Below are 17,395 nucleotides of genomic sequence, written 5' to 3'. Positions count from 1 at the left end.
ATTAATTCTTCTAATAACTTTCACCAAAAATTCGGCTTTCTGGCCACATAGAAAGGGCTGCATATGCAAACATAGTTCTATAAGGGAGTATTTTTAGTTGGTCGTCTTTTAGTGGACCTTGCGTGCATTTGCCTGAAATATCCCAAACCGAACCAGTTTGCTCATCAATAAAGTCTTCTCCGCTTTTCTTAAAAGTTAATCTTCTATTTCTGTGAAAAGCCGAAAAAACCACACAAGTACCAACATCTTTTGAATCTTTAAAATACTCTTCATCCAATCCTGAAACTACTCCCTTTGTATAAAAAATCGCAATGTAGTTATTGTTAGGAGTATCATTAATTACACCAAAAGATTTAACTAAATCTATCGGATAAATTAGCTGATCTCCCATAGAAGAAGCAACTACCACTTTTTGTCTTGGAGGCATTCTTAATGGTGGCTCAGCCAAATACAAATTAGGAATATCTTTATCAGGATCGTCTTGCTTGTAGTAAGGCGTAGTACCATATTTTACCGCATTATCTACATGGTAATCCATAACTAAACCATATGGATACGATTTGTAAAACTGATCATATGAAAGCACCATATAAGGTACCGCTTCTAATTCTGCCTCGTTCATATCACCAGCTATTGCTTTTCCATTAGCTTGCTGCCACCAACTCTCCGTTTCGTGATCCCACATAATAGTATTGCCAAAATGCAGCATTCCTGAAACTCCAAATTCCATTAATTTGGTTCTACCGTCAAAATTAACTCTTCTGTCGTAGACGCTTACAGAACCAGACAAAGGACAATATGTAATAGCTATTGGAATATTTGCTACCTTATCGTTAATTATTTGATGGTATGTAAGTACACTTAAAGGATAAGCCTTTTCTACACTTTTTACCACAACAACTACTAAAGGCTCTTTGCCAAAAAACTGTTTTTCTGCTTGCCTTCTGTTCCAAAAATTTGAGTGGTAAACTGGAGAAATTGAATTGCGCGGAATTAACGCATAAATATCGTTTAGCGGTACGCTGAACCTATTTAGGTTTGTCTCCCAACTTTGATGCAATCCTTTTGAATATCGTTGCGAGAAAGCTGGTATTAATATAAGTGTATGAAGTAGAAATAATAAAAATAAGCGAATTATGGCCATAATTTTGGCAAGTTTGAGATTATTCGGTGTAAAAAATAAAAAAGCCGATGAAGTTTGCCAAATTTATTAACGTTTAAACGTAAACTGGCAACCAGTCATATAAATAAGCTCTCTTATGGTAAATATTTATCTAAATAGGATTCCATTTCTTGTTGAAGCTTTGTAGCCTCTTTTCTTGCAGCATTGGCAAACCCTTCTCCATTATCAGCATAAATAATTGAGCGTGAAGCATTTACCAGCAAGCCACACTTACTGTTCATACCAGCTTTAGAAATAGCTTCCATATCACCACCCTGAGCTCCAACACCCGGCACTAATAAGAAATGATCTGGAATAATTTTTCTAATATCTGCTATGTAAGAAGTATTAGTTGCGCCTACAACATACATCAATTCGTCTAATGTTCCCCACTCTGAAGATGTTCTTAATACCTGCTCATATAGTTTACCTTCAGGTGTGTCGAGTAGTTGAAAATCCTCACTGCCTTTATTAGATGTGAGTGCCAGTAAAATCACCCACTTTTGGTCGTAAGTTAAAAATGGCTTTACCGAATCGCTTCCCATGTATGGAGAAACAGTGACAGAATCGAAAGACATGTTCTCAAAAAATGCTCTCGCGTACAATCCGGAAGTATTACCTATATCTCCCCTTTTTGCATCTGCAATCGTGAAAATATTTTTGGGAATATAATCGAGGGTTTTTTGGAGGGTTTCCCAGCCCTTTGCTCCCATAGCTTCATAAAATGCTATGTTCGGTTTATAAGCGACGCAAAGTTCAGAGGTTGCATCTATAATTCTTTTATTAAACTCATAAACTGGATCTTCTAAATCGAGTAGATGAGCTGGTATTTTTTTGATATCAGTATCAAGTCCTACACAAAGAAACGATTTCTTTTTCAGGATTTGCTGAAACAATTCATTTCTATCCATAAAGATTAGGTTACTACAATTAAACAGATGATAAATTAAAGTGCCAGTTCTACTGATGGATCCCAAAAATGTTTATCAAAAGCTATTATCTGATCACCTTTTACTTTTAAGCCTTCTTCTCTTAATTTGTTAGCCATTTCGTCAGCACTTCCAAAATGATGTTTACCAGTGAGCAAGCCTACCCTGTTAACTACTCTATGAGCTGGTATGGTTTCTTCTGAAGTAAAAGAAGCATTCATTGCCCAGCCAACCATTCGGGCACCACTTTTTACTCCGAGATAATTAGCAATTGCACCATAAGAAGTTACTTTCCCTTTGGGAATTTGCTTCACTACTTCATAAACATCCTTAAAAAAACTGGCCTTTTCCATTCAAAAAGATGATTCCTGCAAACTTCAGTTGATTGGTAAAAATATAAAAGGTTTAAAGCTAAAAAAAATCAATTTTCTGCATACAGTAGAATTATCTCCTTCTTTGTCTTCTTTTCTCGTAGTAACTCAGCGGAGCATAAAAACTTAATTGAATTGAAAGGATATTATCTCTACCATCTACTTCGCCTAATTCGGAGATATTATCAAGATAATCTGTTAAAATATTAAAGAATTTTCCTTGTAAACCTATACCATATCCATTTCTGAAAAGATATATTGCTCCAATTTCTGTGGGTAAATAAAATGATGTTGACCTGTAATCTTCTGTATAATTTCTTGTGGTAGATTGGCTAACAAGATCGTCTCCTTCTTCATCTTTGGGATTATAATACGATATGCCTACTCCCTGAGAAAGATATAAATGAAAGAATTCTTTTTTGATAAAATTATATCTGAGCGCATATTGGCCAGATATTACAGACGATTTAAAAAAAGTATTGGGATAGATGCCTTCTTCATTTTCGGCTTGAGGTTCTAAGCTTAAAACTTGCCCAATTACAGATTGATATGAAAATTGCACACCTCCATTCAGCTTTTCTTTTCTATTGAACAGTATGCCAAACTTTACTCCACCAGACCATTTATTATATGAGGAATTTAAATCTCCTTTGTACGAATTGCCCGAAATACCTATTTCCATTAAAGAGACCGGCGCTAGTCTTTGCCACTTTAATCTTTGTGCCTGTAGGCAAAAAATATTCGAAAAAGTAAGGATACTTAGAAAAAAAAGCAGGGTTTTCTTTGAGGTGTTCATATCATCAAACTATTTGAGATTTAACGATATCATCTACCTGCTATTGGTATTTTTAAAATAAAAAAAGCCGACATAAGCCGGCTTTTCTTATTAGTTTTTAAAACCTGATTAGTTACTCAAAGTAATTTCAAGTGCTAGACCACGAAGTTCGTGAACCAATACGTTGAAAGACTCTGGTATATTAGGTCTTGGCATATTTTCACCTTTTACAATAGCTTCATATGCTTTTGCTCTACCTACTACGTCATCAGACTTAATAGTAAGAATCTCTCTTAGTACGTTTGCTGCACCAAATGCTTCAAGCGCCCAAACCTCCATCTCACCAAAACGCTGACCACCAAACTGAGCTTTACCACCCAATGGCTGTTGTGTAATAAGTGAATAAGGACCGATTGAACGAGCGTGCATTTTGTCATCAACAAGGTGACCAAGTTTCAACATATAAATGATACCTACTGTTACTGGTTGATCGAATCTATCACCAGCAAGGCCATCATAAAGATGCACCCTACCAAAGTTTGGTAGATTAGCTTCTTTTAACTCATTATCTACTTCTTCCTCTGTAGCACCATCGAAAATTGGAGTAGCATATTTTCTACCTAATTTAAGACCAGCCCATCCTAGAACTGTTTCATAAATCTGACCAATGTTCATACGAGAAGGTACACCAAGTGGGTTCAATACGATATCCATTGGAGTTCCATCTTCTAAGAATGGCATATCTTCCTGAGGAACGATCTTAGCAACAACCCCTTTGTTACCGTGACGACCTGCCATCTTATCACCTACTTTCAGTTTACGTTTTTTAGCAATGTAAACTTTAGCAAGTCTTACGATACCAGCTGGTAACTCATCTCCAACTTCTAATGTAAAGCGATCACGCTTAAATTTACCAATGATTTCGTTTCTACGGTTGTTGAAGTTTTTAACCATTGTAACTACTAACTGGTTAGTAGCTTCATCATCTGTCCAGTTATCTAAGATAAGGTCAGAAACAAGGTTTACTTCTTCTTGTACCGCATAAGTACTTTCATCTTTGTAAGGGTTCTCATCTGGGAACAAGTTCTCTTTTATGTTCATATCAGAGAATTTAACTCCTTTACTCATGATCTCGTGACCAAATTTGTGTTTGATTCCAGTACAGATTTCACCTTCCAATAATTGGATTAGTTTTCTGATTAGTCTGTCTCTGATTACGATCAAATCACGGCTAAATCTATTTTTAAGCATTTCTACTTCTTTCTTAGACTTAGCTCTTTGGTCTTTATCTTTCTTAGGTCTTGAGAATAATTTAGTATCAATTACAACACCTCTTAATGATGCAGGAGCTCTTAAAGAAGCATCTTTTACATCACCAGCTTTATCACCGAAGATAGCTCTAAGGAGTTTTTCTTCTGGTGTTGGATCGCTTTCACCTTTAGGTGTGATTTTACCAATTAGGATGTCACCTTCTTTAATCTCAGCACCAATTCTAACAATACCGTTCTCATCAAGGTTTTTTACTGCTTCCTCACTTACGTTTGGAATCTCTGGAGTTAATTCCTCCTCACCTCTTTTGGTATCTCTTACTTCAAGTTCGTATTCGTCGATGTGGATTGAAGTGAATATATCATCTCTTACAATCTTCTCAGAAATTACGATCGCATCCTCAAAGTTATATCCTTGCCAAGGCATGAACGCTACAAGTAGGTTTCTACCTAGTGCAAGTTCTCCGTTGTGTGTTGCATATCCATCACAAAGAACATCACCTTTCTTAACTACATCTCCTCTTTTAACTAAAGGACGAAGGTTAATACAGGTATCTTGGTTAGTTCTTCTGAATTTACCAAGCGTATGCTCAACGATATCGTCGTCAAAACTTACTAGACGTTCGTTTTCGTTAAGGTCATAATTCATTTTAATAACAGTAGCATCAACAAAATCAACTACACCATCTGCTTCTGCAGTTAGTAAAGCTTTAGAGTCTTCTGCTACGCGTTTTTCAAGTCCAGTACCCACAATTGGAGCATCAGGTCTTAACAATGGAACTGCTTGGCGCTGCATGTTAGATCCCATCAATGCACGGTTAGCATCATCGTGCTCAAGGAAAGGAATTAACGAAGCTGCCACAGATACAATCTGGTTTGGCGCAACATCCATATAAGAGATTTTGCCTGGCTCTTCAACTGGGAAGTCACCCTCGAATCTCGCTTTAACTCTATCATTAACAAAGTTACCTTCGTCTGTTAAAGGAGCGTTAGCCTGTGCAATAGTATGTGTATCTTCTTCCTCTGCACTTAGGTATTCAACAGTTTCTTTACCTAAATCAACAACACCTTCACTTACCTTTCTATATGGAGTCTCGATAAAGCCCATTGAATTCACTTTTGCATAAACACAAAGTGAAGAAATTAGACCAATGTTTGGACCTTCAGGAGTTTCAATAGTACATAGACGGCCATAGTGTGTATAGTGAACGTCACGTACCTCAAAACCAGCTCTTTCTCTTGAAAGACCCCCTGGACCTAAAGCTGAAACCCTTCTCTTGTGAGTAATCTCAGCAAGTGGGTTAGTTTGATCCATAAACTGAGACAACTGGTTAGTACCAAAGAAAGAATTAATTACAGATGATAGTGTACGAGCGTTGATCAAATCAACTGGTTTAAAGTCTTCGTTGTCACGTACGTTCATTCTTTCTTTGATTGTACGAGCCATACGAGCTAAACCAACACCAAATTGAGCATAAAGCTGCTCACCTACTGTTCTTACCCTTCTGTTACTTAAGTGGTCAATATCATCAACTACTGCTTTTGAGTTGATAAGAGTGATCAGATATTTTACAATGCTGATAATATCAACTTTGGTTAATACCTTGGTATCGATATCTGTATCAGAAGAAAGTTTTTTGTTGATTCTGTATCTACCAACTTCTCCTAAATCATATCTCTTATCACTAAAGAATAAGTTTTGGATGATATCTCTTGCAGTTTGCTCATCAGGAGCTTCAGTATTTCTTAACTGTCTGTATATCTGCTCAACTGCCTCTTTTTCAGAGTTAGAGTTATCTTTCTGAAGTGTATTATATATAATAGTGTAATCAGCAATGTTGATATCAGCTCTGTGAAGGATGATACTTTTAACACCAGCATCTACAATGGTATCAATATCTTCCTGCTCAATAACTGAATCCCTCTCCATTACTACTTCGTTTCTATCAATAGAAACCACCTCACCTGTATCCTCATCCACAAAATCCTCAGTCCAGGTTTTTAATACCCTTGCAGCTAGTTTTCTGCCTACAACTCCTTTTAGTGCAGCAGCTGTAGCATTAACTTCTTCAGAAAGACCGAACAGATCAAGAATATCTTTATCTGTTCCCCATCCTATTGCTCTTAAAAGCGTAGTAACTGGGAATTTTTTCTTTCTGTCAATGTAAGCATACATCACATTGTTTACGTCAGTAGCAAACTCAATCCAAGAACCTTTAAAAGGAATTACCCTTGCAGAATAAAGTTTTGTACCATTTGTGTGTTTACTTTGAGCGAAGAATACACCAGGAGACCTGTGCAATTGTGATACAATTACTCTCTCTGCTCCATTTATTACAAACGATCCCCTTATAGTCATATAAGGAATATTACCTAAGAATACTTCCTGCTCGATAGTTTCAAACTCCTCATTATCTTCGTCGTTACAAGAAAGTCTTAACTTTGCCTTAAGTGGCACAGAGTAAGTAAGACCTCTGTCTACACACTCATCGACAGTGTATTTAGGTGGATCAACAGTGTAATCAATAAATTCTAATACAAAATTTTCTCTGGAATCAGATATAGGAAAATTCTCTGCAAAAACCCTGTATAATCCTTCTTGAGTACGTTTTTCCGGCGGAGTATCCAACTGGAAAAAGTCCCTAAATGACCTAAATTGGACATCAAGAAAGTCGGGGTAGTCGAGAACATTCTTAATTGATGAGAAATTTTTTCTTCCGTCTCTAATTGTTGCCAAGGCTATTTAAATTTATTTTGTAAGAGATACTTAAAAAAAATTATAATTTCTTTATTTTTGCTCATTGAAAATGAGTCCTAAAATAACATGCAAAGGTAGGACTTATGCTCTTAAATTACAAAGAACATTATATATTAATAAACTTTTTAATAACTTTTTTTCTCCCCTTGAAATATTTCATTGAAGTTTCCTATAAAGGCTCAGCTTATCATGGCTGGCAAATACAGAAAAATGCAAGATCAGTTCAAGAGGTCATTAATGATTGTTTCAGCAAGATACTTCAACAAAAAATAGAAGTTTACGGCAGCGGTAGAACTGACACAGGAGTCCATTGTTTGCAGCAATTTGCACATTTTGTATCAGAAAATCAAATAAATGCCAAAGATTTAGCCCATCGCAGCAATTCTTTTCTACCTAAAGATATTGCCATTAAAAGCATTAAAGCTGTTTCAGAAGATGCCCATGCACGCTTTTCTGCCCTATCAAGAAAATACATTTACAAAATCAGTAAAGAAAAAAATCCTTTCTTAACTGACTTTGCTTACCAATTACATGCACCTCTACATTTAAAGAAGATGCAAACAGCAGCAGATCTGCTACTACAATGGCAAGACTATACTGCTTTTAGTAAAACAAATGCAGGCAACGAACACCATTTGTGTGATATAACCGAAGCCTTTTGGAAAGTAGATGGAAGCATGTTGTATTTCCAGATTACAGCAAACAGGTTTCTTAGAGGCATGGTAAGATTAATTACTGGGGCATTATTACAAGTTGGTATGGAAAAAATGTCGCTAGAAGACTTTAAGCAAATGCTCGAATCTAAAAAAAGAGACACAAGAAGATTTGCAGTTCCGCCACAAGGCTTATATCTGGCAGAAGTAAAGTATCCTGCCGAGATTTTCATAAATGAGTGATAAAAATCGATACTTTTTAAAAAATCACCACGATTATTTAACTTCCAATTTTCATATTAAGAATAAATTGCAATCTTGCATTCAAGAGCAATTAGCACAATTTAGATTAAACTGCCAGACAGATTTTTTGCAGGTGAATGAAAACTTTTGATGAATTTAAGGCATTTCTAGAAGAGTCTTTAAAAGATGATCTTGATAGTTTAGAGACGAGAAGGAAAAACATGCGGCACTGGCGTGGCAGACTTGGTGGTATTTTACTTGGAGTTACCACATTAAGTTGGGCATTAGCCTATTTATATTCTAGTGTTTCTATATACATTATAATAGTGGCTGTTGTAATTACTGCTCCAGTCGTGTTTTTTGTTTACAAAAAGTACTTTCTAGACGAAACCATTCCCGAAAATTTTAAAGACCTCATTGTAAAAAATTTGGTCACCTTTGTAGACCCTTCTTTAAACTATTATCCAGAGCAACATGTCTCATTTGACGATTTTGAAGCAAGTAAGCTTTTTATGCTTCGCCCAGACCACTACATTGGCGACGACCTTATTAAAGGTGAAATGGATGGCGTTTCTCTTCAGTTTTCAGAACTACATGCTTCTTTCGAATCTAATGAAAAAGTGCAAAGTACGGTTTTTAAAAAAAAGAAGCTTATTTGGAAAAGTATTTTTGATGGGCTTTTTCTGGTAGCAGACTCTCCTCTAGAGTTTAATGGCAGAGTATTTATTCTTGATAATAACACATACAAAACACTAGGTTATCTGGGAACTCTCATCCAAAAACACCATTTCTATTACGGACAATATATATTACCTACCAACCACGATTTTAGAGACAAGTTTGCAGTTTATGCCGACGATAAGCTAGAAGGAGAAAAACTATTGTCTAAAGAATTTATGCAAAAAATACTTCGCCTAAAAAGCAAAAGTAAGTCAAGAGTATTTATATCTGTAATAGATAATAAATTATACATGGCAGTAAATATGAAAAAGGAAATATTTAAAGTAAACCTCAATAGATCTTTAAGTCGGGCAGAACACATTAAGAGTTTTTACAATGATCTTTACTACATGCTTACTATAATAGATGAGCTAAATGCCGACGAGTTTATGGAAGCTCCTGCTACTATGGGTGAAGACGAAGATTAAGCTACCTGAAAATGCGGAAACTTTTAGCTTATAGATTTTGTACAGGTTTTAACACATCAGGATAAATTATGAACTATACATGCAAATACCTATCTCTGTTTGTTCTTATCTCAATAGCTTCATTGTTTGAGGTTCAGGCTCAATATTTTAGCCCAGGGTTTTATCCAGGAGGATACTACAATAGATACGGATATAATCCCAGCGGGCTCATGAACATGCCACTGGTAACATATGAGAAAAAAGGCAACCTATTCTGGGATAAAGAGTGGAAAGTTGGTAGAGTAGTTTTAAAAAGCGACAAAGTTGTTGAAGGTTATAAATTAATGTATGATCTGGGAAACAACCAGATGCTAGTAATGGTAAATAATGATATTAAAACACTTCCATTAAAACAGATTAAATATTTTGAGTGGGTACATGAGCCAGACAAAAATGTAAGCTTCTTTGTAAACGGTTTAGATTATACAGTGGATGGCGTTGGCTTGGTTGGCATTTGCGAAGTACTTACTACTGGCAAAGTTCAACTTTTTATGAAAAAGGATGTTGATATTAGCAGAGATAATTATTTAAGTGGATATTATTCTGCAAGAAGTGTAGAGAGAGCATCTTCAAGAGTAGAGTTTTATATGGCTCAAGGTAATCATCTGTTTCCAATTTCAAAAAAAGCAAAAGAAAACACTGAACTCTTTGGTGAATATGCTGACGATGTTTTAAAATTTGCCAAAAGCAATAAAATCAAATGGAAAAAACCAGAAGACTTGGTTAAAGTTTTCGATTACTATAATAGTCTTATAAAAGATGCTGAATAACATTATAGAGTAGCACAAACTGCTCTGGTATTTACAATTAAATCTACAATACCAGATTTTATTTCTTTTAAGAGTAGTTTGTACCCACCTAAAAAATTGGGGGGCAATTCGTGAATATAATTTAAAGTATAATTTACTTCTATTGTCTTTTCATCTCCATACGGATAATAATTGGACACACAAACAGACATTTTTGAGGTTTTATGCATCATTACTCTACTAAAAGAATGATTATGTTGTAATACACTTAATGTTGGACTACCCAATTCCGGATTTATTTGTTTAACAAATTCTTCGATTCTGCTTACTCGATTATCTGTAAATGGTGGGCGATAAAAATTTAAATCATAATCGAAAGAAGGAGATAAAAAACCACAGTCTATATGAAACTTGTTTGTGCTAATTTTTTCAAGGTCATAATCGGGCATTTTCTTTTGCAGAAATTCTAAATTAGTTAGCAAGCTTTCATTAAAAAAATCAACTTCTTTATCTAATACGTAAACAACTTTTGTAAGCAAAATATAATAATCCTCCTCTCCTTTTTGCTCCCAATAATTATAATAATCCAACGGTTTTGCTTCTTTAAAAAAATCGAAATTGCTACTTCTATCTGTAGAAATTCTATGCAGCTTTTCATCTAGTAAACCAACAAAAATCTGTACTTTGCCATCATCTAACTGCCCATAATTTATAGGATAGTATAAATCAGTTTCTGTTTGTAACAAATAAGATTTTGAATCTTTAGAAAAGCTTAAACAAACACTAGTTAAGAAAAGAAGAAAAAATAATTTACTCATTAAATAATAATAGCGTAGTTCTCAAAACTATGAGAAGAATTTTACTTCACTTATAAATAATAATCGGGTAGTATTATTTCACTAAAAAAATTAATTTTCTAAGGTATTTGTAAGTTAGGGAGCCAATAACAATCGCAAATATAGATGAAATTCACATTTGGTCATTTTTCATCAAAAAATCTGCTAATTTGACTAAAAATAGCAATTACTATTAATTTTTACTTTAATGTCTTAAATGTATCTTTGTATGTATAAAAAAAACAGGTAACATTAAAACAGAATCTAATGTATTTTTGAGATTACTAACTTGAAAAATACAGAAAAAGAACAAAAAAAATAAAAAAAATGACAGCGCAAAAAACAAAGATTATTTATACCAAAACGGACGAAGCTCCAGCACTTGCGACCTATTCATTACTACCTATCATTAAAACCTTTACTGAAGCAGCAAATGTAGAAGTTGAAACAAGAGACATTTCTTTAGCCGGTAGAATTATTGCAAACTTTACTGATTACCTAACTGAAGAGCAAACACAATCTGATGCTTTGGCAGAATTAGGAGAAATGGCTAAAACGCCAGAAGCTAATATTATAAAACTTCCTAACATTAGTGCTTCAATCCCTCAGTTAAAGGCTGCAATTAAAGAATTACAGTCACATGGCTATAAGTTACCAGAATACCCAGCAGAACCTAAAACTGACGAAGAAAAAGCAATTAAAGCTACGTACGATAAGATCAAAGGTAGCGCTGTTAACCCAGTATTAAGAGAAGGTAACTCAGATAGAAGAGCACCTAAAGCTGTAAAAGCTTACGCTCAAAAAAATCCACACTCTATGGGAGCTTGGAGTGCAGATTCTAAATCTCACGTTTCAAGTATGGAAAGTGACGATTTCTTTGGTAATGAAAAATCGGTTACTGTAGATAAAGATTGCACTGTTAAAATAGAGTTTACTGCTGCTGACGGTTCAACTAAAGTATTAAAAGAAAAAACTGCTTTACTTGCTGGCGAAATTATCGATAGCACTGTAATGAGCATGAAATCATTAAAAAGCTTTATCGCAAAAGAAATTGATGATGCTAAAGCTCAAGATGTTTTATTCTCTTTACACATGAAAGCTACCATGATGAAGGTTTCTGACCCTATCATTTTTGGAGCTGCAGTTGAAGAATACTTTAAAGATGTATTTGAAAAATACGCTGATACTTTCGCTAAATTAGGCGTAGACTCTACCAATGGTTTTGGTGACGTTTACAACAAGATACAAGAACTTCCAAAAGCAGAACAAGAAGCAATCGAAGCAGACATTCAGGAAGTTTACAAAAACAGACCTGCATTGGCAATGGTTAATTCTGATAAAGGAATTACTAACCTTCACGTACCAAGTGATGTAATTATCGATGCTTCTATGCCAGCAGCTATCCGTACTTCTGGACAGATGTGGGGACCTGACGGCAAACAAAAAGACACTAAATTTACTATTCCAGATCGCTCGTATGCAGGTATTTATCAAGAAACAATAGATTTCTGTAAAAAGAATGGTGCTTTTGATCCTACTACTATGGGTAGTGTTCCAAATGTAGGTCTAATGGCTCAAAAAGCAGAAGAATATGGCTCACACGATAAAACTTTCCAACTAGATGCTGAAGGTGTTGTTAAAGTGGTTGATGAAAGTGGAACTGTTTTAATGGAACAAACAGTTGGAGAAGGCGATATTTTTAGAATGTGCCAAGTAAAAGATGCTCCTATACAAGACTGGGTAAAACTAGCAGTAAATAGAGCAAAAGCTACTGGTTGTCCTGCAGTTTTCTGGTTAGACGAAAACAGAGCGCATGATGCTCAATTAATCGAGAAAGTAAACAAATATCTTCCAGAATACGACACTACTGGTTTAGAAATTCTTATTAAATCTCCAGTTGAAGCAACTCGTTTCTCTTTAGAAAGAATTAAAGAAGGAAAAGATACTATCTCAGTTACTGGTAATGTATTGAGAGATTACTTAACTGACTTATTCCCTATTCTTGAGCTTGGAACCAGTGCAAAAATGCTTTCTATTGTTCCATTGATGAATGGCGGTGGATTATTCGAAACTGGTGCTGGAGGATCTGCTCCAAAACACGTTCAGCAATTCAACGAAGAAAACCACTTAAGATGGGATTCTTTAGGTGAGTTCTTGGCATTAGCAGTATCATTGGAGCATTTATCTCAAACATTTGATAACCCAGCTGCTCAAGTTCTTGGCGAAACTTTAGACCAAGCAACTGGTAAATTCTTAGATAACGATAAGTCTCCTTCAAGAAAAGTAAATGAGCTTGATAACAGAGGAAGCCACTTCTATTTGGCAATGTACTGGGCTGAGGCTTTAGCTACACAAGATAAAAACAGTGATTTAAAAGCAAAATTTGCTAAACTTGCTGAAGAGCTTGCAGCTAACGAAGAAAAAATCGTTTCTGAGTTAAACGGTGCACAAGGAGCTTCCATGGATATTGGCGGTTACTACCACCCAAGCGACGATTTAGCTTCTAAAGCAATGAGACCAAGTGCTACATTTAATAGTATATTAGCTTCTATTTAATTAGAAGATCAACGACTTTATTAAGTCTATAAATTCTAACACAACCGAGCCTGTCTGTTTCAGACAGGCTTTTTTAGTTTTTATATTTTATGCATAAAAAAAGAGGTTGCTAATCAGCAACCTCTTCAACATATTAAGTAGCTTATTAAATTAAATATCTACATTGTCAGAGCTTACTTTAGCACTAAAGTACTCTCTGTTCATTTTTGCAATGTTAGTTAAAGAAATTCCCTTAGGGCATTCAGCAGCACAAGCACCCGTGTTAGTACAAGCACCAAAACCTTCTTCGTCCATTTGAGCAACCATTGCCTCTACCCTTTTTTGTCTCTCAAGAGCACCTTGTGGTAACATAGCCAATTGAGAAACTTTTGCAGAAACAAATAACATTGCTGAAGCATTTTTACAAGCAGCAACACAAGCACCACAACCAATACAAGTTGCGGCATCAAATGCTACATCAGCGATGTCTTTAGGAATTGGCATCTCGTTAGCATCAGGTGCATTACCTGTGTTTACTGAGATATATCCACCTGCTTGAATAATTCTGTCGAAAGCACCTCTATCTACACACAAATCTTTAATTACAGGGAATGCCTGAGATCTCCATGGCTCAATAAAGATAGTATCACCATCTTTAAAAGAACGCATGTGTAACTGGCAAGTAGTTGTTTGGCTTGGTCCGTGAGGCTTTCCATTAATAAACAAGCTACACATTCCGCAAATACCCTCTCTACAATCGTGATCAAAAGCAACAGGGTCTTCTCCTTTCTTCAACAAATCTTCGTTAAGTACATCCAGCATTTCCAGAAAAGACATTTCAGGGCTGATGTCATTCACTTTATATTCTGTGATTTTACCAGAGGTCTTATCATCTTGTTGCCTCCATATTTTTAAAGTAAGATTCATGCTGTAATAAATTTATTCTTTTATCAAAAGTGATTGATGTATTATTTGTAGCTCCTTTGTGTAAGCTTCACATTTTCGAAGATCAATTCTTCTTTGTGCAAATTCCACGGCATGTTTTCACCTGTGTATTCCCAAGCTGCAACATAGGAGAAGTCTTCATCATTTCTGAGTGCTTCACCTTCTGGAGTCTGAAATTCTTCTCTAAAGTGACCACCACAAGATTCTTCTCTAGTCAATGCATCATCAATCATCAACTCACCCAATTCCATAAAGTCGGCAACTCTAATTGCTTTCTCTAGTGTAAGATTGAGTTCATCATTGGTACCAATCGTTTTAAGGTTTTTCCAGAATTCAGCTCTTAATTCTTGAACCATTTTCTTCGCACTCTTTAAACCATCTGCAGTTCTAGACATTCCACAGTATTCCCACATAATTTTACCTAACTCTCTGTGGAACTCATCAACAGTTTTATCTCCATTGATGCTCAACAATTTATTGATACGCTCTTTAGCTTCTGTCTCGGCCTTTTTAAATTCTGGATGATCTGTAGAAGGTACAGCATAAGGTACTCTTGCTAGATAGTTACCGATAGTGTAAGGAATTACAAAGTATCCATCAGCTAAGCCTTGCATAAGTGCACTAGCACCTAATCTGTTTGCTCCGTGGTCTGAGAAGTTAGCCTCGCCAAGCGCAAATAGACCTTCAACATTCGTCATTAAGTGATAATCTACCCATAAACCACCCATTGTATAGTGAACTGCCGGATAAATCATCATAGGCTCTTTGTATGGATTCTCATCTGTAATCTGCTGATACATATCGAACAGGTTACCATACTTAGCACTAATGGTAGACTCACCATCTCTTTTGATTGCATCGCGGAAATCAAGATATACAGCCAAACCAGTAGAACCAACACCACGACCTTCGTCACATACATATTTAGCATTTCTTGAAGCAACGTCTCTTGGTACAAGGTTACCAAAAGAAGGATATTTTCTTTCCAAATAGTAGTCTCTATCATCTTCTGCAATATCAGATGCCTTTTTCTTACCACTTTGCAGTGCTTTTGCATCTTCAATTGTTTTTGGAACCCAAACTCTACCATCGTTTCTCAAAGACTCAGACATCAATGTCAACTTAGACTGATACTCACCGTGTACCGGAATACAAGTTGGGTGAATCTGAGTGAAACATGGGTTAGCGAAAAGGGCGCCTTTTCTATGTGCTCTCCAAGCTGCAGAACCATTACTACCCATTGCGTTTGTTGATAGATAGAATACGTTTCCGTATCCACCAGTACAAAGCAATACAGCATTTGCAGAATGAGATTCTATTTCACCAGTAATTAAGTTTCTTGTTACAATACCCTGAGCTTTGCCATCTATAAGCACAACATCCAACATCTCTGTTCTTGGGTACATTTTAACTTTACCAGAAGCAATTTGTCTTGAAAGTGCACTGTATGCACCTAACAATAACTGCTGTCCTGTTTGGCCTCTAGCGTAGAAGGTACGCGATACCTGAGCACCACCAAATGAACGGTTAGATAATAACCCTCCGTAGTCTCTTGCAAAAGGTACACCTTGAGCAACCGCTTGGTCGATAATGTCTACACTCACCTCAGAAAGTCTGTAAACATTCGCCTCTCTTGAGCGGTAGTCACCACCTTTAATTGTATCGTAGAATAATCTAAAAATACTATCACCATCGTTTTGATAGTTTTTTGCAGCATTGATACCACCCTGTGCAGCAATACTGTGTGCCCTTCTTGGACTATCTTGAAAACAAAATGCTTTTACGTTGTAGCCGAGTTCTGCCATAGAAGCCGCTGCTGCTGCTCCAGCCAAACCAGTACCTACAACTATCACTTCATATTTTCTTTTATTAGCTGGGTTAACCAGCTTCATATTAAATTTATGTTTGGTCCACTTTTCAGCCAATGGGCCTTCAGGGATATTTCCTTCTAATTTCATAATGTGAAAGATATATGTCTTAAAATGAATTCTTAATGATTACCTGATGTCTATTATTTTGGTTTGATCAATTTATAAAATTATTGACCAAGCTGAGCCATTTGTATCATCTGTTCGTAAACACTGACATCGATTTTACCTGATTGACTCCAGATAAAAATTACAATTGGCTGAATCGCAAATAATAAAGGAATTATTACTGCAAAGGCAATCCCGAATTTTTTAATAAAAGAATTGTATTTAACGTGATTCAAGCCTAATGTCTGGAATGCGCTAGCAAAACCATGAGACAGGTGATAACCTAAAAACACCATACTTACAACATATATGAGTGTATACCACCATTGTGAAAATGCTGCTACCACCAAAGCATAAAGATTTTTGTATTCAACACCATCGTAATCAACCATCGGCATACTACCACCAAACTTCATTTCGAACCAGAAAGAACGCATGTGGATAACCAAAAACACTAAAATAACTGAACCTAATAAACCCATGTTTCTAGAAGCCCAACTACTGTTGGTTGAAGCTTTTTCGTAAGCATAATTTACTGGTCGTGCACTACGGTTAAGACGTGTTAGAATAATAGAATAAATAATGTGAATGATAATACCGGCATACAGAAGGTAAGAAGTGGTTTTAATCAACGGATTTGTAGTCATAAATTTAGCGTATACGTTGAAAGCTTCTCCGCCATCTAGTTTTAATAGCTGCATGTTTCCTATCATATGTACAACTAAGAATGTGATAAGAAACAAACCGGTTAAGGACATAATCAATTTTCGCCCCAGCGAACTTGATAAAGATTTAGTAAACCAACTCATGTATTAAGTATATTTCTGTAACTTGAATGAATAACTGTAAAACAATTACTGAAAATTTTATATCAGATTCTCGATCTGACGCATCTAATCGCTTTAAATGCGACCAAATTTAGCTCCCAAGTGCTTACTAAACAAAGGTTAACGAAGGGCATTTCTTATTAAGAAAAATTCTAAATAAGATGATTTATGAGCTAATCTA

Annotated in this window: 13 protein-coding genes; 4 read left to right on the top strand and 9 right to left on the bottom strand. The window is 35.7% G+C overall.

Features of this window, described 5'->3' with window-relative positions; all coding sequences use genetic code 11:
• Nucleotides 1-10 precede the first annotated feature (10 nt).
• From OQ292_RS16055 to rpoB, 5 genes are all read right to left on the bottom strand, one after another.
• The gene (locus tag OQ292_RS16055; protein WP_284683156.1) at nucleotides 11-1,144 is read right to left on the bottom strand and encodes a DUF3179 domain-containing (seleno)protein; all 1,134 of its coding nucleotides are present in this window, start codon (nucleotides 1,142-1,144) and stop codon (nucleotides 11-13) included.
• A 113-nt stretch (nucleotides 1,145-1,257) separates the two neighbouring features.
• Nucleotides 1,258-2,073 (bottom strand): orotidine-5'-phosphate decarboxylase, encoded by an 816-nt coding sequence (pyrF, locus tag OQ292_RS16050; RefSeq protein ID WP_284683155.1) that lies wholly within the window; start codon nucleotides 2,071-2,073, stop codon nucleotides 1,258-1,260.
• A gap of 35 nt (nucleotides 2,074-2,108) precedes the next feature.
• Nucleotides 2,109-2,444: an MGMT family protein gene (locus tag OQ292_RS16045; protein ID WP_284683154.1), complete on the bottom strand. Its 336-nt coding sequence runs from the start codon at nucleotides 2,442-2,444 to the stop codon at nucleotides 2,109-2,111.
• A gap of 91 nt (nucleotides 2,445-2,535) precedes the next feature.
• Nucleotides 2,536-3,258 (bottom strand): hypothetical protein, encoded by a 723-nt coding sequence (locus OQ292_RS16040; protein ID WP_284683153.1) that lies wholly within the window; start codon nucleotides 3,256-3,258, stop codon nucleotides 2,536-2,538.
• A 108-nt stretch (nucleotides 3,259-3,366) separates the two neighbouring features.
• Complete coding sequence (gene rpoB / locus OQ292_RS16035; RefSeq protein WP_284686015.1) at nucleotides 3,367-7,248, bottom strand: DNA-directed RNA polymerase subunit beta; 3,882 nt, start codon at nucleotides 7,246-7,248, stop codon at nucleotides 3,367-3,369.
• 161 nt (nucleotides 7,249-7,409) lie between these two features.
• On the opposite strand from rpoB, the gene truA reads away from it, so the two are divergent.
• From truA to OQ292_RS16020, 3 genes are all read left to right on the top strand, one after another.
• The gene (gene truA, locus OQ292_RS16030) at nucleotides 7,410-8,159 is read left to right on the top strand and encodes a tRNA pseudouridine(38-40) synthase TruA (protein WP_284683152.1); all 750 of its coding nucleotides are present in this window, start codon (nucleotides 7,410-7,412) and stop codon (nucleotides 8,157-8,159) included.
• A 137-nt stretch (nucleotides 8,160-8,296) separates the two neighbouring features.
• Nucleotides 8,297-9,307 carry a DUF3137 domain-containing protein gene (locus OQ292_RS16025; protein WP_284683151.1) on the top strand — a complete coding sequence of 337 codons (1,011 nt, stop codon included), beginning with the start codon at nucleotides 8,297-8,299 and terminating at the stop codon, nucleotides 9,305-9,307.
• Nucleotides 9,308-9,375: 68 nt separating this feature from the next.
• The gene (locus tag OQ292_RS16020) at nucleotides 9,376-10,116 is read left to right on the top strand and encodes a hypothetical protein (protein WP_284683150.1); all 741 of its coding nucleotides are present in this window, start codon (nucleotides 9,376-9,378) and stop codon (nucleotides 10,114-10,116) included.
• A 2-nt stretch (nucleotides 10,117-10,118) separates the two neighbouring features.
• On the opposite strand, the gene OQ292_RS16015 is transcribed toward OQ292_RS16020, so the two are convergent.
• Complete coding sequence (locus OQ292_RS16015; protein ID WP_284683149.1) at nucleotides 10,119-10,913, bottom strand: hypothetical protein; 795 nt, start codon at nucleotides 10,911-10,913, stop codon at nucleotides 10,119-10,121.
• 345 nt (nucleotides 10,914-11,258) lie between these two features.
• Here OQ292_RS16015 and OQ292_RS16010 point away from each other — a divergent pair, with 345 nt between their 5' ends.
• A complete protein-coding gene (locus OQ292_RS16010; RefSeq protein WP_284683148.1) occupies nucleotides 11,259-13,487 on the top strand; it encodes an NADP-dependent isocitrate dehydrogenase in 2,229 nt (742 codons plus the stop codon).
• A gap of 150 nt (nucleotides 13,488-13,637) precedes the next feature.
• Here OQ292_RS16010 and OQ292_RS16005 read toward each other — a convergent pair whose 3' ends face one another.
• The 3 genes from OQ292_RS16005 to OQ292_RS15995 form a co-directional block, all read right to left on the bottom strand.
• Complete coding sequence (locus tag OQ292_RS16005) at nucleotides 13,638-14,393, bottom strand: succinate dehydrogenase/fumarate reductase iron-sulfur subunit (RefSeq protein ID WP_284683147.1); 756 nt, start codon at nucleotides 14,391-14,393, stop codon at nucleotides 13,638-13,640.
• Nucleotides 14,394-14,434: 41 nt separating this feature from the next.
• Nucleotides 14,435-16,369, bottom strand: a complete 1,935-nt coding sequence (locus OQ292_RS16000; RefSeq protein ID WP_284683146.1) for a fumarate reductase/succinate dehydrogenase flavoprotein subunit — start codon at nucleotides 16,367-16,369, stop codon at nucleotides 14,435-14,437.
• 80 nt (nucleotides 16,370-16,449) lie between these two features.
• Nucleotides 16,450-17,196 carry a succinate dehydrogenase cytochrome b subunit gene (locus OQ292_RS15995; RefSeq protein WP_284683145.1) on the bottom strand — a complete coding sequence of 249 codons (747 nt, stop codon included), beginning with the start codon at nucleotides 17,194-17,196 and terminating at the stop codon, nucleotides 16,450-16,452.
• Nucleotides 17,197-17,395: the final 199 nt, after the last annotated feature.

Origin of the sequence: Chondrinema litorale (assembly GCF_026250525.1) — a bacterium.
Lineage (GTDB): Bacteria > Bacteroidota > Bacteroidia > Cytophagales > Flammeovirgaceae > Chondrinema > Chondrinema litorale.
The sequence above is the reverse complement of the archived record's forward strand: the minus strand, read 5'-3'. Positions and strand labels throughout refer to the sequence as shown.

Excerpts from the sequence above, each read along its gene's own strand:
- OQ292_RS16055 (WP_284683156.1), bottom strand. The coding sequence starts at position 1,144 with ATGGCCATAATTCGCTTATTTTTATTATTTCTACTTCATACACTTATA.
- OQ292_RS15995 (WP_284683145.1), bottom strand. The coding sequence starts at position 17,196 with ATGAGTTGGTTTACTAAATCTTTATCAAGTTCGCTGGGGCGAAAATTG.
- OQ292_RS16015 (WP_284683149.1), bottom strand. The coding sequence starts at position 10,913 with ATGAGTAAATTATTTTTTCTTCTTTTCTTAACTAGTGTTTGTTTAAGC.
- OQ292_RS16025 (WP_284683151.1), top strand. The coding sequence starts at position 8,297 with ATGAAAACTTTTGATGAATTTAAGGCATTTCTAGAAGAGTCTTTAAAA.
- OQ292_RS16045 (WP_284683154.1), bottom strand. The coding sequence starts at position 2,444 with ATGGAAAAGGCCAGTTTTTTTAAGGATGTTTATGAAGTAGTGAAGCAA.
- OQ292_RS16020 (WP_284683150.1), top strand. The coding sequence starts at position 9,376 with ATGAACTATACATGCAAATACCTATCTCTGTTTGTTCTTATCTCAATA.
- OQ292_RS16010 (WP_284683148.1), top strand. The coding sequence starts at position 11,259 with ATGACAGCGCAAAAAACAAAGATTATTTATACCAAAACGGACGAAGCT.
- OQ292_RS16040 (WP_284683153.1), bottom strand. The coding sequence starts at position 3,258 with ATGAACACCTCAAAGAAAACCCTGCTTTTTTTTCTAAGTATCCTTACT.
- OQ292_RS16000 (WP_284683146.1), bottom strand. The coding sequence starts at position 16,369 with ATGAAATTAGAAGGAAATATCCCTGAAGGCCCATTGGCTGAAAAGTGG.
- pyrF (WP_284683155.1), bottom strand. The coding sequence starts at position 2,073 with ATGGATAGAAATGAATTGTTTCAGCAAATCCTGAAAAAGAAATCGTTT.
- OQ292_RS16005 (WP_284683147.1), bottom strand. The coding sequence starts at position 14,393 with ATGAATCTTACTTTAAAAATATGGAGGCAACAAGATGATAAGACCTCT.